The sequence below is a fragment of the Mesorhizobium sp. 113-1-2 genome (assembly GCF_016756475.1).
Taxonomy (GTDB): domain Bacteria; phylum Pseudomonadota; class Alphaproteobacteria; order Rhizobiales; family Rhizobiaceae; genus Mesorhizobium; species Mesorhizobium loti_C.
This window is the reverse complement of record NZ_AP023242.1, coordinates 7,352,842-7,376,680: the sequence shown is the minus strand read 5'-3', so window position 1 is coordinate 7,376,680 and position 23,839 is coordinate 7,352,842. Positions and strand designations below refer to the sequence as shown.

20 protein-coding genes and 1 pseudogene are annotated in these 23,839 nt (G+C 57.6%); 16 read left to right on the top strand and 5 right to left on the bottom strand.

Annotation, left to right across the window (positions count from 1 at the left end):
• Window positions 1-781: 781 nt before the first annotated feature.
• Complete coding sequence (locus tag JN279_RS35455) at window positions 782-2,005, bottom strand: IS256 family transposase (protein ID WP_202351477.1); 1,224 nt, start codon at window positions 2,003-2,005, stop codon at window positions 782-784.
• A gap of 557 nt (window positions 2,006-2,562) precedes the next feature.
• Between JN279_RS35455 and JN279_RS35450 the strand changes: the two genes are divergently transcribed.
• The 3 genes from JN279_RS35450 to JN279_RS35440 are packed head-to-tail and all read left to right on the top strand — an operon-like array spanning window position 2,563 to window position 5,290.
• Window positions 2,563-3,234, top strand: coding sequence for a winged helix-turn-helix domain-containing protein (locus JN279_RS35450; RefSeq protein ID WP_010913962.1), 672 nt, complete (start codon window positions 2,563-2,565; stop codon window positions 3,232-3,234).
• Between the two features lie 44 nt (window positions 3,235-3,278).
• On the top strand, window positions 3,279-4,721 hold the full coding sequence (locus tag JN279_RS35445; protein WP_044551336.1) for a type II and III secretion system protein family protein: 1,443 nt from the start codon (window positions 3,279-3,281) through the stop codon (window positions 4,719-4,721).
• Between the two features lie 8 nt (window positions 4,722-4,729).
• On the top strand, window positions 4,730-5,290 hold the full coding sequence (locus JN279_RS35440; RefSeq protein WP_010913964.1) for a CpaD family pilus assembly lipoprotein: 561 nt from the start codon (window positions 4,730-4,732) through the stop codon (window positions 5,288-5,290).
• A gap of 606 nt (window positions 5,291-5,896) precedes the next feature.
• Here the strand turns inward: JN279_RS35440 and JN279_RS35435 are convergent.
• The 3 genes and pseudogenes from JN279_RS35435 to JN279_RS35425 all read right to left on the bottom strand — a co-directional run bounded on the left by JN279_RS35435 (window position 5,897) and on the right by JN279_RS35425 (window position 10,386).
• Window positions 5,897-7,242, bottom strand: a pseudogene (locus JN279_RS35435) (IS5 family transposase).
• A 394-nt stretch (window positions 7,243-7,636) separates the two neighbouring features.
• Entirely contained in the window at window positions 7,637-9,487 is a 1,851-nt protein-coding gene (locus JN279_RS35430; RefSeq protein ID WP_202351476.1) for an HrpF/NolX family T3SS translocon protein, read from the bottom strand.
• A gap of 197 nt (window positions 9,488-9,684) precedes the next feature.
• A complete protein-coding gene (locus tag JN279_RS35425) occupies window positions 9,685-10,386 on the bottom strand; it encodes a hypothetical protein (protein ID WP_063825847.1) in 702 nt (233 codons plus the stop codon).
• A 183-nt stretch (window positions 10,387-10,569) separates the two neighbouring features.
• On the opposite strand from JN279_RS35425, the gene JN279_RS35420 reads away from it, so the two are divergent.
• Window positions 10,570-11,073, top strand: coding sequence for a nodulation protein NolB (locus tag JN279_RS35420; protein WP_010913967.1), 504 nt, complete (start codon window positions 10,570-10,572; stop codon window positions 11,071-11,073).
• Window positions 11,074-11,082: 9 nt separating this feature from the next.
• A complete protein-coding gene (gene sctJ / locus JN279_RS35415) occupies window positions 11,083-11,946 on the top strand; it encodes a type III secretion system inner membrane ring lipoprotein SctJ (protein ID WP_044549206.1) in 864 nt (287 codons plus the stop codon).
• 193 nt (window positions 11,947-12,139) lie between these two features.
• Here sctJ and JN279_RS38775 read toward each other — a convergent pair whose 3' ends face one another.
• Window positions 12,140-12,412, bottom strand: a complete 273-nt coding sequence (locus JN279_RS38775; protein WP_157866081.1) for a hypothetical protein — start codon at window positions 12,410-12,412, stop codon at window positions 12,140-12,142.
• Window positions 12,413-12,582: 170 nt separating this feature from the next.
• On the opposite strand from JN279_RS38775, the gene sctL reads away from it, so the two are divergent.
• The 11 genes from sctL (at window position 12,583) to sctV (ending at window position 23,823) form a co-directional block, all read left to right on the top strand.
• Window positions 12,583-13,206 carry a type III secretion system stator protein SctL gene (sctL, locus tag JN279_RS35405; protein ID WP_010913970.1) on the top strand — a complete coding sequence of 208 codons (624 nt, stop codon included), beginning with the start codon at window positions 12,583-12,585 and terminating at the stop codon, window positions 13,204-13,206.
• The gene (gene sctN, locus JN279_RS35400) at window positions 13,203-14,561 is read left to right on the top strand and encodes a type III secretion system ATPase SctN (RefSeq protein WP_096453929.1); all 1,359 of its coding nucleotides are present in this window, start codon (window positions 13,203-13,205) and stop codon (window positions 14,559-14,561) included. Before sctL ends, sctN begins: the two co-directional genes overlap by 4 nt.
• Complete coding sequence (locus tag JN279_RS35395) at window positions 14,537-15,070, top strand: hypothetical protein (RefSeq protein WP_010913972.1); 534 nt, start codon at window positions 14,537-14,539, stop codon at window positions 15,068-15,070. The genes sctN and JN279_RS35395 overlap by 25 nt, the downstream gene beginning before the upstream one ends.
• 16 nt (window positions 15,071-15,086) lie before the next feature.
• Window positions 15,087-16,163 (top strand): type III secretion system cytoplasmic ring protein SctQ, encoded by a 1,077-nt coding sequence (gene sctQ / locus JN279_RS35390; RefSeq protein ID WP_096453933.1) that lies wholly within the window; start codon window positions 15,087-15,089, stop codon window positions 16,161-16,163.
• Window positions 16,156-16,821, top strand: a complete 666-nt coding sequence (gene sctR, locus JN279_RS35385) for a type III secretion system export apparatus subunit SctR (protein ID WP_202351475.1) — start codon at window positions 16,156-16,158, stop codon at window positions 16,819-16,821. The genes sctQ and sctR overlap by 8 nt, the downstream gene beginning before the upstream one ends.
• 29 nt (window positions 16,822-16,850) lie before the next feature.
• On the top strand, window positions 16,851-17,099 hold the full coding sequence (locus tag JN279_RS35380; protein WP_010913975.1) for an EscS/YscS/HrcS family type III secretion system export apparatus protein: 249 nt from the start codon (window positions 16,851-16,853) through the stop codon (window positions 17,097-17,099).
• Between the two features lie 8 nt (window positions 17,100-17,107).
• Window positions 17,108-17,926 (top strand): type III secretion system export apparatus subunit SctT, encoded by an 819-nt coding sequence (gene sctT / locus JN279_RS35375; RefSeq protein WP_010913976.1) that lies wholly within the window; start codon window positions 17,108-17,110, stop codon window positions 17,924-17,926.
• A complete protein-coding gene (locus tag JN279_RS35370; RefSeq protein ID WP_010913977.1) occupies window positions 17,923-18,960 on the top strand; it encodes an EscU/YscU/HrcU family type III secretion system export apparatus switch protein in 1,038 nt (345 codons plus the stop codon). The genes sctT and JN279_RS35370 overlap by 4 nt, the downstream gene beginning before the upstream one ends.
• 975 nt (window positions 18,961-19,935) lie before the next feature.
• A complete protein-coding gene (locus tag JN279_RS35365; RefSeq protein WP_044551341.1) occupies window positions 19,936-20,256 on the top strand; it encodes a hypothetical protein in 321 nt (106 codons plus the stop codon).
• Between the two features lie 392 nt (window positions 20,257-20,648).
• Window positions 20,649-21,539 (top strand): SctD/MshK family protein, encoded by an 891-nt coding sequence (locus tag JN279_RS35360; protein WP_010913978.1) that lies wholly within the window; start codon window positions 20,649-20,651, stop codon window positions 21,537-21,539.
• Between the two features lie 238 nt (window positions 21,540-21,777).
• The gene (gene sctV / locus JN279_RS35355; protein ID WP_202351474.1) at window positions 21,778-23,823 is read left to right on the top strand and encodes a type III secretion system export apparatus subunit SctV; all 2,046 of its coding nucleotides are present in this window, start codon (window positions 21,778-21,780) and stop codon (window positions 23,821-23,823) included.
• The last annotated feature ends 16 nt before the right edge of the window (window positions 23,824-23,839 follow it).

Below are 23,839 nucleotides of genomic sequence, written 5' to 3'. Positions count from 1 at the left end.
TGCCGCAATTCAGCCGGGCAAGCCTGGGCAACGTTTAGGTGCGGCGAGATAATGTCGGATGGGAGCCGTTTGGTTTCCAGCGCATCTTGCGGCCATCCAGTAGGCGAGCGTCTCTCAGCGAGATTATGTGGCGGAGCCGCCCTGGAGCGCGAGGTGTTCTGCGGAGAGGAGAATGGAACCGATACTGATCGGAAACTTTTGGCAACGAGTCTGCACCAATCCGAAATGCCGGCGCGACGCTCCCTTATTTGCCGCACCCGAGTTGGTGCGCGACGAGGCGGTGCGCGGACGGCATCATTCCCCAGCATCTATCATCCCGAGCGGTGATAATCGGCTGCAATTTCGTGGTCAAGAATCGAGGCCAGTGTCAGCAACTCGGCCGTCACCTCCTGATGGCCAAGAAGGGAGATGCTCTCGGCCGCCCACCCAACCGCCGCTATAGGCTTGGCCCTGTCGACCGCCGCAATATCCACAACGTTCTGGATGGGCGTGCAATACGCCGGTGCCTACTCGGTATCGTGCAGCTTTACAACAGGCCGAGTCGAGAACCTGACCAAAAACCGTGTCAGCTTGCTCTTGAGGCCGTTGCACCTGATTGCCAGGGAAAACCGACGGTTGGTTCGATCCGACACTGACCTGTGTGATTGGGGGCTTGGGTTACGAGCCGGTGCCGGACTGAACCGTCTCCGAGGACGACGGTTATCTCGTGGCACATTGGGGCACGTGGCGGCGTGCCAATCGGGACTGTCAGGAATTCCGTGTGCGGGCGGGCTGTTGAACATTATGCAGCCATTGCCCTGATGAAGCGCTCGCCGAAGATGACGGCGAACTGGGCCTTGGCCATGGTCCACTCACGTGGCGGCATTTTCCACTCTTTCTCGGATCGGTTCAAGATCAGATAGAGCAGCTTGGTCGCCGCGTCGTCGCTGGGGAAATGGCCCCTGGCCCTGACAGCCCGTCGAAGTTTCGAGTTCAACGCCTCTATTGAGTTCGTCGTGTAGATGATCCGGCGGACGTCGTCAGGGAACGCGAAGAATGGAATGACCTCGCCCCAGGCGCGCCGCCAGCTCTGGCCGATGGCGGGATAGCGCAGGCCCCAGGGGCCGGCCTCGAACGCCGCCAGCGCCTTTTCGGCGGCATCGGCATCGACGGCGCGGTAGATTTCCTTGAGTGCGCCGGCGAGGCTCTTGCGGTCTTTCCAGGACACGAAGTCCATCGAGTTGCGCAGCAGATGGACTATGCACGTCTGGACGATCGCCTCCGGGAACACAGCGGTGATCGCGTCCGGGAAGCCTTTCAGGCCATCGACGACGGCCAGAAGGATATCCTCCGTGCCGCGGTTCTTGAGTTCGTTCATCACCCGCAGCCAGAACTTGGCGCCTTCATTCTGCTCGAGCCACAGGCCCAGAACCTCCTTTGCACCATCGGCGCGCACGCCCAGGGCGATGTGGATGGCCTTGTTGCGGACCATCCCTTCATCGCGGATCTTGACCCGGATCGCATCGAAGAAGACCAGCGGGTAAATCGGATCGAGCGGCCTTTGCTGCCAAGTGGCGACTTCGTCGAGCACGGCGTCCGTCACCGTTGAGATCAGGTCCGCAGACACATCGATGCCGTACAGATCGCGCAGGTGCCCGGTGATCTCCCGGGTGCTCATGCCGCGCGCGTACATCGATACGATCTTGTCATCAAAGCCGGGAAAACGGCGCTGGTACTTGGCGATCAGCTGCGGATCGAAACTCGACTGGCGGTCACGCGGAACATCGATCTCCAGCTTGCCGGTCTCAGTCGTCACCGTCTTGCGACCATAGCCGTTACGCGTATTGCCAGCGTCTTCGCCGCTGGCAAGGTGATGATCCATCTCCGCGTTCAGCGCGCGCTCGGTCAGAGCCTTCTTCAGCGAATCCAGCAGGCCGCCTTGTTCGAACGCAGCACTGGCTGCCCCGCCTGCCAGCAACTGGTCGAGAAGATCATTCGGTATCGCAGGTTCTTTGCGTCGGGTCATAGTGGGAATCCTTTTTACCCATTATGCCCGCCCGCACACGGAATTCCTGACAGTCCCTGCCAATCGCCCCAGGTGTCGCAGAAGCGGTCAACGATTGCACTTCATGGTCAGGCGGACCTGATTTGAGGCTGAAACCAGGGAGGCGTCGGTACCAAGCATCAGCCTCACAGTGCGATCTGGGGGGTGAATATGCGGACAATCCAGGATGTGGATTGCTTACATCCGAACAATCGATTTGCTCAAGTCGCTTGTCGAAAGCTAACCCCTACGGGTCATGGAATTATGGGCTCTGGAGGGCAATGTCGCTTGGCGAATGCAGGGGCCGCCACATCGGCAGGATGCGCAGACGAATTGAAGGCGGAGTGGCATCTTGGCCTGCCCAAACGACGCTTCAGCCCATCACAGGTTCTACCTCGCCTACTACAGGCGTACGGCTCGCATGATCCTGCGACTAGCCGTCCCAAAGAGGATTACGAACACTGCGACGCGTTGCGCGACTTCTGCTTTCGCCGTCTCAACAGTCTCGGTGACCTGTCCTACCATTAATAGGAGATGAAATGCGAACGCTATTCGTTGACCACCATGCGGATCTTACGCGAGCGGTGGGAGTTGCACTCGGCGATAGCGGTTTCGCCGTTGATGTTGTTCCCACACTGGAACAAGCATCGAGTGCATTTTCTTGCGCCAGCTACGAAATTCTCCTGCTGGAGCTGGTTCTGCCGGATGGCGATGGCTTGGATTGGCTGAAGCAGCTAAGGGGTGAGGGACATTCAGTTCCTGCTCTCATTTTGAGTGACGTCGACGATCTTGAGAAGCGAATTGCGATTTTCAACGGTGGTGCGGACGATTTTCTGCTCAAGCCAGTGTATACTAATGAGCTCATTGCCAGAATGAGAGCCGTTCTGCGGCGGTCGACTCAGATGACTGCCCCGATCATTGTATTTGGCAATCTCCACTTCGATCCGATCGGCCGACAGGTTTCCGTTGCTGGTTATCCACTGACGGTCGCACGCCGTGAATTATGTATTTTAGAGCATCTGCTCAACCGTGCAGGCCGCATCGTGCCGCGTTCGCAGTTGGAAGATCACCTCTATTCGTTCAACGATGAAGTATCGGCCAACGCGCTTGAAGTCGGAATCTATCGCTTACGTCGATATCTGAGCAGTTCAAACGCAACGCCACGGATAAAAACGGTGCGTGGCATTGGTTACATTCTTGAATGTGACTAGCGCGACATTCGTATAGTTGGCTGAATTTGAAAGAAAAGACCGCCTTGAAAATCATTACAACTCATTCTGACACCGATCGGCGGCCCCCGCACATCGTTTGCCCGAGACCTGCTACTGTTTCTCCTTACTTGGGGCGCCTTCTCTGTGCGCTCATTCTGGCATATCCAGTTTCTGCCCCGGCCGAAAACATGCAGGATCAAGGGGCGCCGCGTGCCGCTTCCAATAGCATCGACGGCACGCTGAACCTTTCCTCTTCGCTCGGCAAGACGGTTCATTTGCCCGCGCCTGCCACGACCATCTTTGTTGCTGACCCGACGATCGCTGATTATCAGGCAGCCTCAAATACAACGATCTTCGTCTTCGGGAAGAAATCCGGGCGGACCAGCCTGTTCGCCTTGGACGATAAGGGCGAGGCTCTCGCCGCGCTGCGAATTGTCGTTACGCAACCGATCGAGGAATTGCGCGCCATGTTGATGGATCAGGTTGGCGACTCTTCAATCCAGGTGAGCTATACGCCGCGCGGCGCAATCCTTAGCGGTACAGCGCCCAATGCGGAGGTCGCCGACACCGCAAAAAGGGTCACTGAGCAGTATCTCGGGGACGGTGCGCAAGTCGTCAACAACATTAAGGTCGCTGGGTCCTTACAAGTTAATCTCAGTGTGCGCGTAGCGGAGGTCTCCCGTAGCGCCATGAAGGCACTCGGCGTTAACCTGTCCGCCTTTGGTCAAATCGACAATTTCAGAGTGGGCTTGTTAAGCGGCGGAGGCACTGGCTCTGGTGCAGCGCAGGGTGGTGGCACAGCAGGAATCGGATTCAACAACGGTGCCGTCAACATCGGCGCGGTTCTAGACGCGCTCGCCAAGGAGCACATAGCTTCCGTGTTGGCTGAGCCGAATCTCACCGCGATGTCCGGTGAAACTGCCAGCTTTCTCGCAGGTGGCGAATTTCCCATTCCTGTCCTGCAGGAAAACAAGCAAGTGTCGGTTGAATTCCGTCACTTCGGCGTCAGCCTGGAATTCGTGCCGACCGTTCTCAACAACAACCGGATCAACATTCACGTAAAGCCGGAGGTCAGTGAACTATCGTCCCAAGGTGCCGTTCAAATCAATGGTATTTCCGTGCCGGCAGTTTCCACGCGCCGAGCCGACACAGTCGTCGAACTCGCCAGTGGGCAGAGCTTTGCAATTGGCGGTCTGATCAGGCGCAACGTGAACAATAATGTCAGTGCGTTTCCCTGGCTCGGCGAAATGCCGATTCTTGGCGCTCTGTTTCGTTCCTCCTCGTTTCAAAAAGAAGAATCAGAACTTATAATTCTGGTTACGCCTTACATCGTAAAACCAGGCTCCAGCCCCAACCAGATGAGCGCACCCACGGACCGGATGGCGCCGGCTTTGGACGATCCGCCGGCAGATCCGCCGCGAGGCCGCGCTGCTGCCCGCACCGGCGCGCCCGGGGCCAAGCGCGGTCGCGGCTTCATAATTCAATAGGTGATCGAATGACTTTGCGGATCAAAGTTCTCCTGGTCGCCCTGACAGCCAGCGCAAGTGGCTGCACAAGCACTGTGCCGATCTATGTCGAGCCCCCTGCGCCAATCCTTATCCGGCCGGAGACCACCGTGCTGATATTAAAGAGCCTCCGCGCTTCCGAACGGCAGCGTTTGCGTGTTTTCCTTGACAGGACCAGTAGCGGCCGCCGCGATGCCCTTCACCTCCTTATCTGGGGCTCGTCCCGGCTCAGCGCAGAGGTGGTGCATCAGGCCAGGCAGATGGGTATAGACACTTACAACATCCATTTGCTCGACCAACACGATGGCGGCGCAGTCCAAGTAGAAGCAATTGTGTATCATGCCCGCCCACCTGCCTGTCCGTCGTATTCTTTACTCAGTGACAAATCCTTCGAAAAGCCCCTTGGCTGTTCGACACGACGTAACCTAGCTGCAATGGTCAACGATCCGCGCGATTTGCTCGACAACCAGGCTGTCGAGCCGAGCGATGGCGAGCGTGCGGCCATACCAGTTGCCACATACAGGACGTTCGGGGCGGGCAAAGGTCAATGACATGGGTCGTATGTTTTAGCTTGGTAGAGCACGGCGCCGCCTCCAGTCTGTAACATTGCCGTTGCTTCGGATCTGGTGGTGAGCGCGGCCGTCACAATACACGACCGTGACCTGAACAAGATAGGGGTGTCCCTCACCTCTCCGGGGTGCCCGGTGGCGCTGCGCTCATGACGTTGCCTCGCTGAGCGGCGTTCTTCATTTGCGAGGTTAAAGGCGCACGTCACGCGACGGCGGCGTGGCTCAAGTGGCCAAGCGAGCTTGATCTTGGCGGTCGTGTCGACAAAGCTGGCGGCTGTGTCGCTGCGCTCCACCGGCCCATGTTGCGGCCCGGTGGTCCCTATGACCACCGGAGAAGCAGTGGGGGACGGGCGCTGCGCCAACTGGCCAGCACGACCGCTCTGGGTTGATACTGTTGAAAAAGTCCGGCGCACCGCAAAGTCCCCACCGATATTAGAATCCAGTTCCAACCCGGCGCATTGCATGGAATCAGGATTCAATTTTGGGGTCTCCGCGGAACGCCATCCTACGAAAGCGCCACGGGCGACCGCGACGCGGACTTTTTCAACAATATCGGTTTTTTCTAGTCGACCGTGAACAATCCGGGCCCTAAGCGGCGACCGACTTCGGCCGAAGTTGAAGCAGGGCGATCAAGAGCGACAAAAAATCCTTCAGCCACCTGAGCAGGAGGGAGAAGTTGTAGCCGGCGGCGGCCAGGATGGCGTTGAGGGCGTCGCCCTGGCGGCCGGCGAGGTAATTGCGGCCCATCCGGTGCTCGGCCTTGATGTGGCCGATGACGGGCTCGACCGCCGCCCGCCGCCGCATCTGGCGCTTGATGGCTGGGGTGACGCGGCGCTTCTGGCCGGCGGTGAAGACCCTGAACTTGTGGCTCTGCGGTGCGTTGTGGCCGCGATAGCCGGCGTCGGCGAGGATGCGGCCGATCGCGTTGCCGATGGTCTTTTCCATGTCGGGGATGACGCTTGCCAGCGTGTGGCCGTCATAGGGATTGCCGGCAGTGCTTTTGCATGCAGGGCGAACTTGCCACCCTTGGAGCGCTTCAGCGTGGTGGCCACCGACACCTTCACCCCGAACTCGTAGGGCATATGCGCCTTGCCCTTGCCGATGCATTCTACCTCGTGTGCGTACGGGCTGTAGATCTTGCGGCCGCGCTGGCGCTGGCGTTGCTCGAGAACGGTGGTCGCCTGGTAGAGCGGCCATTTGAAGAGCGCATCCAGTTCCGTATCGCCGGCGATCTGGCGGGAGATGTCGCGAAGGGTCCGGCCGAGATAGGTCTTGAGCCTGCGCAGCGCCTTGTTCGCCCGCTTGAACTGCTTGGCGTGCGCATAACGCTGGTGCTTGATCAGCGCCAGCTTGCCGACCCGCACATAGGTCTGGCGCAAATTGAGACCGGTCTTCTTGGCCAGCCGCACCAGCCGTTCGCGTGCCCGGTGGATGAGCTTGGCGTCGGTCGGGAACATCACGTTCTTCGGCTGCACGGTCGTGTCGACGATGACCTGGCGCGTGTCGGCCGGCTTCATCGCCCCGGTCTTGACCGCTAGGCTGAGGCTCTCCTGCAACAGCGCCACGATCCGCTCTTCGCCCATACGGCTGCGCCAACGCGTCATCGAGGAGCGGTCAAACGGCAGCGTATGGCAAAAGAACGTCTCGCCGGTGAGATACTGGAAGTAAGGGTTCTCCACCCAGCGCTCGCACAGCACCTCATCCGACAGGTTGAAGGTGTGCTTGAGGATCGCCAGCCCCGCCATCAGCCGGGTCGGCAGCGGCGGCATGCCGGAGCCGTCCGAATAGACGGCGCCGAAACGCTCCTCCAGCACCGGCCAGTCGATCGCCTGCGCCAGCCGCACCAGCTCGTGCTTCATGTTGATGATCTGATCGAGCCTGGAGCGGAACAGATCCTGCTCTCTCGTCTCGCGCTTCTCGCGTGGCTTGGACATTCGCCGTCCCCTCGATTCGCCGCCGCCGAACCGAGTGAATCACGCTCCGCAGCACAAGGGAATCGCAAAACCAAATTGCAGGAAAACAGCGCTCATAAACCGCCAATCCTGCAATTCCAAAGCCGCTATCCGCCTCAATCAACATGCCAGATCAATGGCTTGTTGATAGTTCACGGTCGACTTTCTAGCCGTTCTCAGTTCTCACCTTCTCCTCTCAGGCTAAGTGTGAAAACGACCTCAAGGCCGAAGGATGAGCGGATTAAGCCCGGGCCTGCTGCGACCTAACCACGATCCTCAAGGCACGCCTGCCAAATCGCCTTGCGGAAAGGCAAAGGTTCCCCACAAGGTGATTGATAGGCTAGTGAAGCGTGCGAAGGAAGTCGCACATTTGTTGTCAGGCCACTTTCTGGAGTATTGGCACCATCGGGCTGAGGAGGCCGGCCGCTTGCATAGTGTCGGCCGGAAGGCATGCTTGCAGGTTGGACAAATAGTCTTCTGCATAGCTTTTCGCCATGGAAATCGGCAGATCGATCCCGGCCGTGGCGGCCTCTTCCAACGCCGTCTTCACCAGCCCGTTGCGAATCGCAAGCTTGACCTCGGGACCCGCGACAAGGCTGAGCGCCTGCGCTCCGATATTGATGCCAGCGTCTAGCAGCGCCTGCTTCATATTGCCTCCGGTAATGGCTGTGCGGACAAGATTTGCCGCTTGCGCCTCGAACGCGAGCGTCATCGACACGGCATCGGCCACTTGGCCCACGACCGGAATGAAGCTCAACAGACCCACCGCCGTCGCAGCCCAATCAGCCACTGTCGAGGACACCTTGAGCACGTCGTCGACTGTGTGGATGAAGGCCCCGCCGTTCTTTTTGGCCGACTTGGTATCCGGCTGGTCCGCCCGGCCCGTCATCATGTCCGAGACGGCGTCCTGTTCCGCAGCAGTTTCGGGCGCATGGGTCTTTGGCTGCTGAACGGCTCGGTTTGCAGACGACATGCCGTTGTAGAAGTGGCCAAAATCTTTGTTGCTGATATTGCCGGAATCAACCGTGTGTCCGCCGCCGAAATCGAAGAACGAATTGTGGGTCTTGTAGCCCGTAATCGAATTGTTTAGAAGGCTGAAGAGCAGATGATCCGATAACAGCTGCGATGCCGCCTGCTTTACTCTCGGATCTAGGCTCTTGTCTTGCGCCATGCTTGCGAGCTTGTCACGAGTCAGGACACCGCTCCCAAAGAATTTTTGCTGGTTGCTGTTGATCGTCTTAAGGGTATTCAGCTCGGTTTGCGTGAGGCTCATCGAAGATGAAGCGACTTGGAGAAAATCCTCTTTATGGACTTTGTCTATCGAGCCACCGTACAACCGCTTCCATTCATTCGGGTGACTGACAAAGTACTGAGCCGCCGCAATGACCTGTGGCGGACATTTGCCAGTTTTCGCGTCGCCGTCGACGATCTGCTTGAAATAAGTCAGACTCAGGTTCTTGGGCAGGTTTTCGGAGTACCGGTAAAGCTCGCGCATCGCATCGTTCAAGGTCATAACCGACGGCTGCGCACTTCCAGTACTATCGGATGGGATGTAGTTCTGCGCGTAGCTTTGCGCCTGCTGGCCCTGAAATGCGGCAACTTGTGAGTGATGGCGAGAGAACTCGGACAAATCCTTGGCCGTGATCTTACCGCCACAGCGGCCATCGCCCTGCGAGCCGATCGCATAAAAAAGCTCTGGATCCTGCTGCAATCCCTCAATCGCCGCTTTCAGATCCGGTGGCGTAGAGGGATCATTGGCTTTATCCGTCAGCGATTGCCAACTAAGCGGGCATAGGTCCTTGTGACGGTTCAGCACTGCGACAATCTGCAACTCGGCTTGGGACAGTGAGCCGCCGTTCCACGTAATTCTCTCGCTTTTTATAGGCGCTTGCGCAATGGGAGGGAGGGCGACCGCAGGCTGCGGGCCTTGATCCGTTGCTTCGATGGCTGCCCTCATGCTTGGCGGCAGCAGATCCAATGGGTTCTTGCGCAATTCTTCAAACGAGGATGCGACATCGGGCAACAGCGACTCCGATGTGTTCCGGCACAATTCCTTCATCGACGGGAAGGGGCTGGCGTCGTCTTCGTGCAGGTGAAGGGAGAGCATCGCCTCGAATGACGATGCGTTTTGCTGTGCCTTTTCCAACGAAGATGTCAGATTCAGGCTGCTGTACTGGAGAATATCCTGGCTACTGAAAACGTTGCTTGTATTATTATTGACGGACATTGTGTCTCCTCAAAAATGAAATTGCAATCCCCCACGCCAGATCCATGTGCAATACCAGCACAATGACCGGAGATATCGCTGAAGCTGGCGGTTGCCACCATGAGCGGTTTAGCTTTCGGTAAACTGACGAGTTCAGAGGAATTCACAATTTGGGGTGGCCGCGGTGTTGTTTTGTCCCGAAGCTGCGACCGCAGATATCATTTTTGGCGTGGCTCTGGCTTCCCGCCAACGCCATCCTGCTGCGGCACGTCGGACGAATAAGCGGCTTCAGGCAATCCGTTGCGGACGACCATGGTGGAGGAACCCCGAAACAATGTCAGGACCGATTCGCTTGTCGGCGTTTCATGGACGCGCGGCTGCCCCTGTGCCTCTGCGACAAGACCATTGAAAGTCTGCTCCACGAGCGCGGTGAAGCGCGGCGGACCGGAAACCAAAACGAGGCCATCTCCCGGCGCGGGTCTCACGACGTAGCGGTCATCGGAGATCTCAAGCTTGTCTAGGGCACCCTTAAACGTATCGAAGCGGATCGAAGTCAGCACAAGCATGCGGGTTTGTGATTCTTTTGCGGCTGACACGTAGAGGACAAGCCCATCATAATACCATTGGAGACCGTACATATTGGCCAAACGGTCGAGGAACTCGCGCGGTGGCAAATCCGGCATACTCCCGCGGATCCGCCCCTTCACCTCGGCGCTAATGTTGACTCGGATATTAAGGTTGTTGCCGAATTGCTGCAGCGCCTCAGAAATATCCTGATCGAGAACCGTATATCTGTACGGCGTCTTGGAGAGGGATAAGGGGACGCCGAGAGTTCCGTTGGTTCCGGCGGAGAGAAAAAAACCGGCACACAGAAGTCTCAAAACGTGTGGGCGGACGGATCGGATGAGCGCTCTCAACATTGCGCACTGATACACTAGAGTCTGAAATTTGCACAAGTGACCTAGGCGCCAGCATATCCTCTAGATACTAACCAGGCTCCGTCAGTCAGCTTGTCGTCAGCTCGGCCACCTAGACGTTGACCTGATAACGAATGACGAAGGGCCGAGTTCGCTCCGGTCAAAGAGGAAGCTATCGGGTCTTTCATGATGATCCCTATCACGTCGATCACTGCCACTTTAACGGACTGTCTGGCCAGGGCCGGGTCACCGTCGTTCAGCGAGCAAGCCCAGTTTGAGCGCGCTTTGGCGCACGCGGCCGACTCGCTGAAAAACGATGCCGCATCGGCGCCATCGAGGGTGCCAGTTCCTCCGGCGATGGCTCTTCAACGCGCGGCTACGCAGATGAGTCCCTTGGGGGACCGCGTGTTGCAGACGATTTCTGCGATGTACCCAGACCGTGCTGTTAATTCGGCTGCGCTCGACCAGCAGGTAGGCCTTTTCAAGGGCGCTCTACCTAGGCCGCAGAAGCTTCCTGCCGAAGGTGATGCGGGAACCGGAACGTCAGGCGTTCCGCAAGGACGGCATGATTTCGAAACAATGATTGCTGGTCTGCGGGATATGTACAATGGCGTCACTCAGGTTGCGCTTGTTTCCAAAGGTGTCAGCGGCATCACCTCATCTGTAAATAAACTTCTAAAGGAAGGCTGAACCGCGCACATGATTGGCTTAGCCCAGGAAATCATGCCTGGCACGTGCGGTCGGAGGTCACTTCGCCTTATCGTGCTGCCACTCCTCGTGGCCCTCGGCGGTTGCAAGGTGGATCTCTACACGCAACTGCAGGAGCGCGAGGCGAATGAAATGCTCGCCCTTCTGATGGACAACGGAGTTCATGCGGTTCGGGTCGCTGCCAAGGATGGGACTAGCACGGTCCAGGTTGACGAAAAGCTGCTCGCTTACTCAATCGACCTCCTGAATGGCAAGGGATTGCCGCGCCAGTCATTCAAGAACCTCGGAGAGATTTTCCAAGGATCAGGCCTCATTGCCTCGCCGACCGAGGAACGTGCCCGTTATGTTTATGCGCTCAGCGAAGAGTTGTCCCGCACGATCAGCGATATCGATGGCGTATTCTCTGTACGTGTCCACGTAGTTCTGCCGCATAACGACCTTTTGCGAGCAGGCGCCACGCCATCCTCGGCTTCGGTCTTTATCAGGCACGACGCCAAAGCAGATCTCTCGGTTCTGCTGCCGAAGATAAAGATGCTCGTGGCCGACAGCATCGAAGGGTTGTCCTACGACAAGGTCGAAGTGGTTTTGGTGTCGGTGGAGCGTTCCGCGCCTGAGCAACGGTCCGTGCCGGCGACTGTTTTGGCCCAAGCGTCCAGGCCCGTTCCAGCGCCACTTTTGGCCAGCTTAACCGGTATTGCCGCAGCTGTGTTCGCAGTGGCGTGCTATCTCTTAGTCACCGGTCTTAGCCGCCGGCGCAAGCAGTCAGCGGGCGAAGTTCCCAAGCTCGAGCGGCGGTCGGGTGTTTCCGCACTCGATGCCATTCGCAAAAAGACACCGGCGATAGCGCCTCAGTGACATGTCAATGCCAATGCCGATACTGACCGCCCAACCTGATGGTTCGTTCCAATTGCCTTCCTTGGGTCGGAGCGAGCTTGCTGCTTCGGCCCATCCTACCCGTCTTGGCGCGCGTCTTGATCCGGCGTTATCGGCTGCTACGTTGGCTCAGTTGCAGAAGTGTCCCAGACTGCAGCGAAGACTAACAGAATTGTTACTCGACAATGATTCGAAGTCGAATGATGTTGAGCGGGGGCTGGACCTTCTGCGCGGTAATGATCCGCTTCGGGCTGCCCTCCTTGCAGGTAGTGCATGGCATGCCCGATCGCTGCTTAAGCTTGTCTCTCAGCCTGACCTCACAGTGCTCATTCAACGTATCGGCGCTGATGCCCATGCGTTTGGAATCCGACATCTGGCGCATGCCATTGCGGACAGATTGATCGCGGATCCGGGAAAACTCGCGCACCAAATTGAACACGATGGACACGCCTGTCTTGGTGCCTGGCTCCATCACAGTCCAGTGATGGAGCGCAACCGCGTGCTCCTACGCTTGCCTGTAGGAACCGCCGCCGACAATCCAGAGCCTAAGCACGGGAACGCCGCAGGCCAGTTGTTGTCGCTTGTGGTACGCCATTTTGAGGCGGAGAACCCGCCGATATGACAGCCGATATTTCCGTGGCGCCGGCAGCGCCGCAGATGCGCCCATTGGGGCCACTGATACCGGCGAGCGAGCTCGAAATCTGGGATAATGCCGCAAAAGCGTGTGCCGCCGCAGAACGGCATCAGCAGCACGTACGCAGTTGGGCACGCGCGGCGTATCAGCGTGAGTTGGCGCGCGGCCATACCGAGGGCCTGAATGCAGGCGCGGAGGAAATGGCGGCGCTGATTTCGCAGGCGGTTGCCGAAGTCGCACGACGAAAGGCGGTTCTGGAGCAGCAATTGCCGCAGCTCGTGCTTGAGATACTAAGCGAGCTTCTAGGAGCGTTCGATCCGGGCGAACTGTTGGTCATGGCTGTTCGCCACGCCATTGAGCGCCAATACAGCGGCGCGGAAGTCTGCCTCCATGTGTATCCGACGCAAGTGGACATGCTTGCGCGAGAGTTTGCGGGATGGGACGGCCAGGATGGTCGGCCAAGGGTTCGGATCAAACCGGATCCGACGTTATCGCCGCGACGCTGCGTGCTGTGGAGCGAGTACGGCAATGTCGATCTGGGGCTTGATGCGCAGATGCGCGCGTTGCGTCTCGGCTTCGGGTCGCTTTCTGAAAAAGGCGAACTGTGACAACGCAGGTATCAGAACATAATCACGACGATGCGATCTGCCCTGTCGATCCGGCGATCTCGTCTTTGAGAGCTACGGCAAAGGGGATCGACACGCGCGTCGTGCGCGGCAGGATCACGCGGGCTGTCGGCACACTGGTCCATGCCGTCCTGCCAGACACTCGTATTGGAGAACTTTGCCTCCTACAGGACCCACGAACCGGACTGTCGCTGGAAGCTGAGGTGATCGGCCTGTTGGATGATGGCGTATTGCTGACGCCGATCGGCGACCTGGTCGGCCTCTCCAGCCGCGCGGAAGTCGTGGCCACTGGACGAATGCGTGAAGTACCCGTCGGCAACGATTTACTTGGCCGGGTGATTGACAGTCGCTGCCGTCCATTGGACGGCAAAGGCCAAATCGAGACCACAGAAACTCGGCCGCTGCACGGCAGAGCTCCAAATCCAATGACAAGGCGCATGATTGAACGGCCCTTGCCCCTTGGGGTGCGTGTTCTGGATGGTCTCCTGACGTGCGGCGAGGGCCAGCGGATCGGGATTTACGGCGAGCCAGGTGGTGGCAAGTCGACCTTATTGTCACAGATCGTAAAAGGTGCCGCCGCTGACGTTGTCATAGTCGCATTGATAGGCGAACGAGGACGTGAAGTTCGTGAATTCATCGAGAGGCATCTCGGGGAAGAGGGCCTTCGCCGTGCCGTCGTTGTTGTTGAAACGTCCGACCGCTCGGCTGTTGAGCGGGCGCAATGTGCTCCGATGGCGACAGCGCTCGCGGAATATTTTCGCGAACAAGGGCTACGCGTTGCTCTCATGCTGGACTCGCTGACACGCTTCTGCCGCGCCATGCGTGAAATAGGCCTTGCTGCGGGCGAGCCGCCGACGCGACGGGGCTTCCCTCCTTCCGTTTTCAGCATGCTGCCAGGCCTGCTTGAGCGCGCCGGCATGAGTGAGCGTGGCTCAATCACGGCGTTCTATACCGTGCTTGTAGAAGGCGATGGCACAGGGGATCCAATCGCTGAAGAGTCGCGCGGCATTCTCGATGGCCATGTCGTGCTCTCGCGCGCTATTGCGGCGCGATCGCATTTCCCCGCTATCGATGTACTACAGAGTCGCAGCCGCGTGATGGATGCGGTCGTTTCGCGGACACATCGCAAGGCGGCATCCTTCTTTCGTGAACTCCTTTCCCGGCATGCCGAGACCGAGTTCTTGATCAACGTCGGAGAATACAAGCAAGGCGGCGATCCCCTGACGGACCGGGCTGTCGAGTCAATAGACGAACTGAGGGAGTTTTTGCGCCAGAGCGAAGACGAGATCTCAGGGTTTGAGGAAACGGTCGCATGGATGTCGCGTCTGACCGCGTAAATCATGTTCAGGCTTCCAGGTTACGGGTCTTGAAGGAAATGCAAGAGCGTCGTGCCCTTAGTGAGCTGTCCAAGAAGGAAGCCGAGCGCCGTATGGCCACCTTAGCCGCACAGAATGCCTCCCGAGAGCTTGCCATGGCACAACAACATTGCGCAACGGCGGAAGCAGCGCTCTACCAGGAGCTGATGACTCTCGAAAACTTGTCTAACGCCGCGCTTGACCGGCACCACCTGCATGTTGAGCGGCTTGCAACTGAAATCACACGCCGACGGCAGATGCTTGGTAATGCGCGAATCGCCCAAGAAAAGGCGGAGACAGCGGCGTCCGAGACGAGGGACCTATGGGTCGCATGTTCGGCGGCTACGCACAAATGGCGCCAGATCGAGGACGACGTCGGGCGCGCCGTCGAGATCCATTCGGAGGCCGCAGGCGAGATCGAGGCCGACGATGAGATACTGCTTCGATTTGGCAGGGGACCGCTTTCCCAGGTCGCGAAACGGATTCGATAACCTGCAGGTCCTCCGAATGACAGAACGGTGCAGCTTTTTGGCAGCCGCTTTGGTGAGCCCCCCTCTATTGGAACCAGCGCTGACACTGTCCCACGAGGTCGCCTCGTGGCTCAATGACACTGCGGCTTCGCGCGGACCGTTTCAGACCCGGATCAACGACGTGCCACTGTCGGTGCGTGTGGCAGGGCTAGTCTGGCAGGAGAATTTTGCCGCCATTCCAATGCTCGACTGCATTTGTAGGGTCGGAGCTGAGACGGTCGTGCTGTCGATATCGCGGTCGCTCGTAGAGGGGCTCATCGCAACAGTGCAGAATGGGCTGACTTTCCCTTCCGAGCCAACGGCTTCACTCATTGTTGAACTTGCACTTGAGCCACTTATTGCTCGACTGGAGTATAGGACTCAGCTGAACGTGCAGCTCGTGCGCGTGTTTGAAGCCGCGACACTGGCTCCTTATCTCGAACTGGATATCGACTTCGGCCCGGTCAGTGGCAAGGGTCGTCTGTTCCTGTTCTCGCCTCTCGATGGCTTGGTGCCGTCTGCGTTTCGTGCTCTGGGCGAACTGTTTGGCCAGTTACCGCGACAGCCGCGCGGATTACTTTCAGACCTCCCGATCGTGGTTGCAGGAGAGATCGGCACGCTGCACGTTCCTGCGGCGATTCTTCGAAAAGCATGTGCCGGTGATGCTCTGTTGCCGGACCTGGCGCCGTTCGGCCGGGGCGAGATCGCCCTATCTTTGGGCCAGTTGTGGGCCAGCGCCGATCTTGAGGGCGACCAGCTAGTCCTGCACGGGCCTTTCCGCCCGCGTTCCTATTCTTTGGAGAATGCGCATATGACACAACTTGGATCGCAACTAGGGCCGACGGAGGATCTCGACGATGTCGAGATCATGCTTGTCTTTGAATGCGGTCGCTGGCCTATTCCTCTAGGGGAATTAAGAAGTGCCGGCGAAGGGCATATTTTCGAACTTGGACGGCCGATTCAGGATCCGGTCGATATACTTGCCAACGGTCAGTGTATCGGGCGTGGCGACATCGTGCGCATTGGAGATACGCTGGGCATCAGGCTCCGTGGCCGGTTGGGATGCAATGACTGAGCTCCAGCCGCCAATCCTGGCGCTTCTCGCAGTTACCGCCGGACTGGGTCTGCTGGTTTTAGTGGTCGTCACGACCACGGCCTTTGTAAAGGTATCGGTTGTTCTTTTCCTCGTGCGCAATGCGCTCGGGACTCAGACGATACCACCTAACATAGCGCTGTACGCTGTCGCATTGATCCTCACCATGTTTCTTAGCGCGCCCGTTGTTGAACAGACCTATGATCGGATGACCGATCCGAAGCTACATTATCAGACGTTCGACGACTGGGTAAGCGCCGCCAAATCCGGGAGCGAGCCCCTGCGTGATCATCTTAAGAAGTTCACAAATGAGGAGCAGCGACAGTTTTTCCTCTCGTCTACCGAAAAAGTCTGGCCAGCGGAAATGCGTGCCAAAGCCACAGTTGATGATTTGTCCATTCTGGTTCCATCTTTTCTAATTTCAGAGCTAAAGCGCGCGTTTGAGATCGGATTTATTCTTTATCTTCCTTTCATCGTTATTGATCTTATTGTGACGACAATTTTGATGGCGATGGGCATGTCTATGGTATCCCCGACGCTTATATCTGTCCCTTTCAAACTCTTCGTGTTCGTCGCTATTGATGGCTGGTCGAAATTGATGCACGGGCTTGTGTTGAGTTACACGATACCGGGAGGTTGATTATAGCTGAATCCAGTATTGTCACTCTTATGAGCCAATCGTTGGTGGTATTCATGATCTGGATTCTGCCGCCGCTCATTGCATCGGTGGTCGTTGGCTTGGTCATTGGCATCATCCAGGCGGCAACACAGATCCAGGATGAAAGTTTGCCACTAACCGTCAAGCTTCTGGTTGTTGTCGCGGTTATTGGTTTGTTTGCTCCTGTGCTGAGCGCCCCGCTGATAGAGCTAACCGACCAGATCTTTACCGAGTTTCCCGCCATGACACTTAGCTACTAGTCTCCGCCATGTATGCGTCACCGGCCGAGATTCAGATCCTCATGCATACGGCTATCGAACTCGTCGTAGCAGCCGGTCTTGGCGCAGCGCGCGCGATAGGCATTATGATGATCCTACCAGTATTTACACGTTCTCAGACCGATGGCCTGATCCGCGGCTGCCTGGCTGTCGGCTTCGGATTACCATGTCTGGCACATGTCAGCGACGCGTTGCAGGCGCTGGATCCTGAAACACGTCTGATTGAGGTAGCTCTGCTCGGATTGAAGGAAGTTCTTGTCGGCGCACTACTTGGCACCTTCCTTGGCATTCCCTTATGGGGACTTCAGGCGGCCGGTGAGTTTATCGACAACCAACGCGGCGTCACCAACCCGTCCGCCCCGACCGACCCCGCGACGAATAGTCAGGCTTCCGCCATGGGAGTCTTTCTCGGGATCACTGCGATTGCCATCTTCGTCGCATCAGGGGGGCTGGAAACGTTGATCGGCGCCCTTTATGGCAGCTATTTGATCTGGCCCGTGTATAAGTTTTATCCTACATTGAGCACGCAAGGAGCAATGGAGGTGTTAGGGCTCCTCGACCAGATTATGCGCACGGCGTTATTGGTGTCAGGGCCCGTCGTGTTCTTTATGACGCTGATTGATGTATCCTTTATGCTACTGCGTCGCTTTGCGCCGCAATTCAAATTGACCCAACTGTCCCCGGCGATCAAGAATCTTGTCTTTCCGATTCTCATGGTTACATACGCTGGCTATCTCGTAGAGGGTATGAAACTGGAGATCACACAAGCGAATGGCGCGCTCGAGTGGTTCGATAGATTGCTGAAATGAGCGACTCGAGCGAAGAGAAGACACACGCCGCCACCCCCAAAAAGCTAAACGATGCACGCAAAAAAGGGCAGCTGCCACATAGCTCCGATTTCGTTCGCGCGGTCGGCACTTGCGCTGGTCTCGGATACCTTTGGCTAAGAGGCAGCGCGATCGAAGACAAATGCCGCGAAGCGCTACTATTTGTCGACAAGCTGCAGAACCTGCCATTTGACTTCGCGGTCCGGCAGGCGCTGGTTGTGCTTGCCGAACTCACCTTGGCAACTGTTGGCCCGCTGCTTGGAACGCTTGTCGCGGCGGTGCTTTTGGCAAGCATATTAGCCAATGGTGGATTTGTTTTCTCTCTCGAGCCAATGACGCCCAACTTCGATAAAATTAATCCTTTTCAAGGGCTGAAGCGCTTGGCGTCTGCGCGTTCGATGGTCGAACTCGGGAAGACGCTGTTTAAAGTATTCGTTCTCGGCGCAACCTTTTCCTTTTGCCTTCTCGGCATGTGGAAGACGATGGTCTATCTGCCGTTCTGCGGCATGGGCTGTTTGGGCCTTGTCGTTACGGGGGCAAAACTGCTGATCGGAATTGGCGCCGGCGCACTTCTGGCCGCTGGCCTGATCGATCTCCTGGTGCAGCGTGCGTTGTTTCTGCGCGAAATGAGGATGACCAAGACTGAAGTCACGCGCGAGCTGAAGGATCAGCAAGGGGCGCCAGAGTTGAAGAGTGAACGACGTCGCATTCGTGACGAGTCAGCTGACGAACCTCCCCTCGGTGTGCATCACGCCACGCTGATCTTCAAAGGAACGGCGATACTGATCGGTCTGCGTTACGTCCGCGGTGAAACCGGGGTGCCCGTCCTGGTTTGCCGCGCCGATGGCGAGCGGGCTTCACACCTGCTTAGCGAGGCGCGAGCGCTACGTCTTGAAATTGTCGACAACGATGTCCTAGCGCATCAGCTCATCGGCAAAACGCAACTGGGCAGACCCATTCCCATGCAATATTTCGAGCCCGTGGCGAGAGCACTCTTCGCCGCAGGATTGGCCTAGCCCTGGGGCCTCTGTGGCCGCCCCGTAACACAAGAGGGCTAGTGCCATTTTGGACGTGATCGGAGTGCGGTCTTCCGTGAGGCCTTTATGTGTAACATTCCTAGCCTGAAAAATTCGTGGGAGTCGGCGGGTTTCATGCAAGACGTTGAACGCATGATTTGGTTGCTCACGCCGATCCGCGCCATTTCACGGAGACCACTTAAGCTGCCGCTGAGCGGTTTGTCATTTGTGGTCGGCAAGCGCGGCGGCGCATGTGGCATGCAGAGCTTTGGAGCGGACAGACGCCGGCCGTGCTGACCCGAGCTGCCTCTGCGGTTTTCCGAGCTCTGATCGGCTGAATTAACGCACAATCCGCCGGGGAGCCACGCCCTTGGATCTCGCTGGATTCGGCGGCGAGCCTGAGCTCCCTCGGTGCAAAAAGGAGGAGCAGCAGCTGAACGCGGGAGCGCATCACCGCACCCAGGTCACACGACCAAGTTCGCACTTTTCCGGCCCGCGATGAATGGGAACGACCTTTCTCCTCAATTTGACAGCACGGCGGGCGTCATCAGCAGCGTTTGCCGGATGTTAGTGAGATCGCCGGGAAGTGCAATTGCGCCGTCGAGGCTGCCGCTCGCTTTGGCGCAGGTCGGTAGCAGAAGACGGTCCGGGCAAGGCGGGGCTCGGGAGTTCGCCTCCCGCGCCCTCAGCCCGCCACCGTGGGAAAGTTGGGAAATGATGATGTCGCAGCAACGAAGCCTCGGAATTTACCGCTACGTTCGAAGAATGTCAGGCCTCCTGTCAGGCGCTATTCCTTTGGCAGAAGCGCAGTACCCACTTTTCACCACTTTGCAGGAGGCCGAACCCTGCTCGATCATTATTTTCCGGTAGCCCGCTTTTTGTCCAGACTCGTCAGGTTCTCGAAAGCTCCTGCTCGTAGCCTGATGAGATTATCTTTAGGCGTCGGCGCCAATGGAACGCATGCAGGAGTACTTGATGGCCGCAGCAATTGGGAGTGGATTTGGCAACATTTCCTTAGCTCGCAGGGGGCATGGAGATCCGAAAAGCCAACCAGAGCAACCTGACAAGCCGGGTAGCGGGAATGATGACCCTAACAAACCGGGTAGCGGGAACAATGACCCAAACAAGCCGGTTGGCGGGAAAGATCCTGTGGACGGTCAGACTATCTCTGGGGATGATCAGCAAGCTCTAGCCGAAGCGTTCGACACGGTTCTCCACTCCGTTGCGCTAACTATTTTGAACGATGCCATGGCTGATGCCGACGAGGCTATTGCAGAAACTGAAGAGGATGCCTGACGTGGATGGTCTGCGTCAGGATGTGTGTGCCGTGCTGACGGGCGCGGTTTGAACAGAAGGAAAACGTTATGAGTAAAGCAGGTACTGGCACCAGTGCGGCTGGCACTGGGACTTCGGTGGCTACAGACGTAGGTACCAGAGTCGCGGGGAAAGCCGCTTTCGAGGCGCAAATCGCGGATCTAACGGCGGCTAGCTTGGAGGCTACGGCTAGGAGTATACAGCTGCGCACCGTTACGACCAACCTCAACACAATCAAGAAAGCGGCCGACGAGCGCGTTCAGTAGGTTCGGAAGCAGGGGTTCCCGATCGCGTCGCCAGGTGGCGCGATGTGGAACCGAAATGAGCCGCACGGCAATTGCCGTGCGGCTTCTCTCTTGTTCGGGAGAACATCCTTGAATGACGCCGTTTCTCTTGATTTCGAAGTTCTGTCGGGGCTCTATTGCGGGCTGACGGGTAAGACTGCTCTCGAAACGAGCTTAATCGGCTGCGGCTTAGACGCCGATATGATCTTCGTCGAGCAAGGATTGGCACCGCATCATTTTCGTATAACGCTCCTTGGCAACTCGATCGAGGTCGAGGCGCTTGCGGCCGGACTCAGCATCAAGGGTAAGCGGAATATCGCCGCGGGCGAGTGCGTTGTGGTGCCACTTCCTGTCGTCGTTCTCGCAGGCGAGATGTCCATTCTTTGGTCCGTGCAGGATGAAGTGACAAGTGGTCCGATAGGCATACCACGCCTCTCGATGCGTGTTCTGGCCACGGTGATAGTCAGCTCTCTAGCGGTCGGTATGCTCTCAGCCTTTTTTTCCTATAATGGGGACGGTGGTGCATCGAGACCCAATTCACCCAGTGCCGATCATGAGTCGAAGCGGACCAACCACCGCGCCGACGACCAGATTGCGGAGGCAGCGGCTAAAGAGCTGCAGGAGGAAGTCGATAGAGCGGGCCTACTCAATGTTAAGGTCGGCTCGGCAAAGGACACTGTGACGGCGGAGGGTACCGTCACGTCTGAATCGGTCATCAGTTGGCGGAAGCTCCAGCAGTGGTTCGATCATCGCACCAAGGGCGCCCTGACACTGGTCAATGGAGTGCTCATAAAAGACGAAAAGGCGCCATCCGCAATCGCAGTTGAAGCCGTTTGGCGTGGCCCGCAACCGTATCTTGTCATAGGTGGTGAGAAGTATTTTGTTGGCGCCGTTCTGGATGATGGATGGACGGTCGACAGGATCGAGGACGGTCGTGTGCTGCTGAGCCGTAATGGCCGCCTTGCTGCTCTCCCGTATTAGTCCGCAGGCCCTATCAAGCAGAATTGCGTGGTCAGCTACCATTCTGCCGCGCCCAGTACCACAACAAACCTGGACAGAGTGAAAACTTGCTGACCACCCAGCTTCGCGCATTCGGGCTCTCATGCCACAGCCTGCTGCTCGCGGGCTGCCCAATGAGGGACTTGGCCCTCGGACTTCGAATGCTACGCTTCACTGCGTAGCAGCAGAATAATTCTCAAGCGACCGTAAAGGGGCCTAGATGGCCAACGTCCTGCGTAAGTTCATCAACCGTTCGCCGGCCAACCCGGACCTGATGGTCGCGTTGATGCTGCTTCTGGCTATCGCTATGATGGTCATGCCTATCCCGATCGTGGTGGTCGACGCGCTGATAGGATTCAATATGGGACTGGCCATCCTGCTGATGATGGTTGCCCTGTATGTCAGTACTCCACTTGATCTTTCCTCTTTGCCCGGCATCATTTTGCTTTCCACGGTGTTCCGCCTGGCGCTCACCGTCGCAACGACGCGCCTGATCCTGGCCGAGGGGGAGGCAGGCGCCATCATCCATACGTTCGGCGATTTCGTGATCTCGGGCAATATCGTGGTCGGTTTCGTCATATTTCTGGTCGTCACCATGGTACAATTCATGGTCCTCGCGAAGGGCGCCGAACGCGTGGCCGAAGTGGCGGCGCGCTTCACGCTCGACGCTCTGCCGGGTAAGCAAATGGCGGTCGACGCAGAGCTACGCAACGGCCACATCGATGCCAACGAATCCCGCAGGCGACGCGCCGCATTGGAGAAGGAAAGCCAACTTTACGGCGCGATGGATGGCGCGATGAAGTTTGTGAAGGGCGATTCCATCGCCGGACTGGTGGTTATCTTCATCAACATGCTGGGTGGGATATCGATCGGCCTGCTCTCGAAGGGCATGTCCTTCGGCGATGTGCTGCATCACTATACTCTGCTAACGATAGGCGATGCATTGATATCGCAGATTCCGGCCCTGCTGCTATCAATTACAGCGGCGACCGTCGTCACTCGTGTCACGGGGGCGGCGAGGGTCAACCTTGGTACCGAAATAGTGAATCAGATCACTGCCAGCAAGCGACCAGTGCGGGTCGCAGCTTGCGTCCTGGTTTTGATGGGGTTCGTTCCTGGCTTCCCCCTGCCCGTCTTTTTGGTGTTGGCCGCAATCTTCGCCGCGATAAGCTTTGTGAAGGGCGATGTTGTCGATACCACAAGTGCAGGGGACACTCAAAAACAAACCGCGCCCGCGCAGGAATGTCCGATCGCTTTCTTCCTTGCGCCAGACCTGATGCATGCGATTGAACAAGTCGAATTGCAGCAGGAGATTGCACGCGTTTCGCAACTACTTTCAGCCGATCTTGGCATTGTCGTTCCCCCCATCCCTGTCACTGTCGACCAGCAGTTGCTGGAGTCTCAGTTTCGAATAGATATCGAGGGGGTGCCAGTTGAACAGGGTGTGTTTGATCCGAGCCAGCTGATGCTCAAAGACGATGTGGCGAACATCGAATCGAGCGGTATCCCGTATCGGCGTGATCCAAAAACGGACAGACTCGTGGCCGACCAAAGCCATGCACCGGCTCTCAAGAGTGCCGGCATCACACATTACGGTCCTGGCGAATTCCTCGCCTTGCGCCTCCATACAGCGTTGACCCGTTTCGCACCCCGATTGATCGGTATTCAAGAGACCCGACAATTGATAGGCCGAATGGAGAAGGACTATTCTGATCTGGTCAAGGAGGTGCTGCGCACGACGCCAATACCTCGGATTGCGGATGTGCTGCGCCGGCTCCTGGATGAAGGAATCCCGATCCGCCACACCCGCCTTCTCTTAGAAGGATTGGCGGAATGGAGCGAACGTGAGCCAAACGTTGCCCTGCTCACGGAATATATTCGTTCTGGTTTGAAGCGTCAGATCTGTCACCGCTATGCCAACACAGAGGGCATCGTGCCCGCCTTGGTCGTCGAACGCCAGAGTGAGGATGTGATGCGCAATGCAGTTCGAGATTCGGCTGCAGGACCCCACCTCGTACTAGAGGACCGGCAAAGCGAAGCGCTGCTGTCACAGGTACGTCAGATCCTTTCGAACACAGCACCGGGTCAGACCCGCCCTGTCGTTTTAACCTCAACGGACATCCGACGCTTCGTCCGCGGCTTTTTCACCAGAAACGGGATCGATGTTGCCGTGCTGTCTTATCAAGATATCGCCTCCGACTTTACAGTTAAACCCGCCGGGTCCGTCAAATTCCCGCATGGATTGATCAGTGAGCTGTCAGAGTAAACCCAATCCGTTTGCC

Excerpts from the sequence above, each read along its gene's own strand:
- JN279_RS35380 (WP_010913975.1), top strand. The coding sequence starts at position 16,851 with ATGAGCCAATCGTTGGTGGTATTCATGATCTGGATTCTGCCGCCGCTC.
- sctV (WP_202351474.1), top strand. The coding sequence starts at position 21,778 with ATGGCCAACGTCCTGCGTAAGTTCATCAACCGTTCGCCGGCCAACCCG.
- JN279_RS35370 (WP_010913977.1), top strand. The coding sequence starts at position 17,923 with ATGAGCGACTCGAGCGAAGAGAAGACACACGCCGCCACCCCCAAAAAG.
- sctR (WP_202351475.1), top strand. The coding sequence starts at position 16,156 with ATGACTGAGCTCCAGCCGCCAATCCTGGCGCTTCTCGCAGTTACCGCC.
- JN279_RS35365 (WP_044551341.1), top strand. The coding sequence starts at position 19,936 with ATGGCCGCAGCAATTGGGAGTGGATTTGGCAACATTTCCTTAGCTCGC.
- JN279_RS35450 (WP_010913962.1), top strand. The coding sequence starts at position 2,563 with ATGCGAACGCTATTCGTTGACCACCATGCGGATCTTACGCGAGCGGTG.
- JN279_RS35430 (WP_202351476.1), bottom strand. The coding sequence starts at position 9,487 with ATGTCCGTCAATAATAATACAAGCAACGTTTTCAGTAGCCAGGATATT.
- JN279_RS35395 (WP_010913972.1), top strand. The coding sequence starts at position 14,537 with ATGGATGTCGCGTCTGACCGCGTAAATCATGTTCAGGCTTCCAGGTTA.
- sctJ (WP_044549206.1), top strand. The coding sequence starts at position 11,083 with ATGATTGGCTTAGCCCAGGAAATCATGCCTGGCACGTGCGGTCGGAGG.
- JN279_RS35420 (WP_010913967.1), top strand. The coding sequence starts at position 10,570 with ATGATGATCCCTATCACGTCGATCACTGCCACTTTAACGGACTGTCTG.
- sctT (WP_010913976.1), top strand. The coding sequence starts at position 17,108 with ATGTATGCGTCACCGGCCGAGATTCAGATCCTCATGCATACGGCTATC.
- JN279_RS35455 (WP_202351477.1), bottom strand. The coding sequence starts at position 2,005 with ATGACCCGACGCAAAGAACCTGCGATACCGAATGATCTTCTCGACCAG.
- JN279_RS35440 (WP_010913964.1), top strand. The coding sequence starts at position 4,730 with ATGACTTTGCGGATCAAAGTTCTCCTGGTCGCCCTGACAGCCAGCGCA.
- JN279_RS35425 (WP_063825847.1), bottom strand. The coding sequence starts at position 10,386 with ATGTTGAGAGCGCTCATCCGATCCGTCCGCCCACACGTTTTGAGACTT.
- sctQ (WP_096453933.1), top strand. The coding sequence starts at position 15,087 with ATGACAGAACGGTGCAGCTTTTTGGCAGCCGCTTTGGTGAGCCCCCCT.
- sctL (WP_010913970.1), top strand. The coding sequence starts at position 12,583 with ATGACAGCCGATATTTCCGTGGCGCCGGCAGCGCCGCAGATGCGCCCA.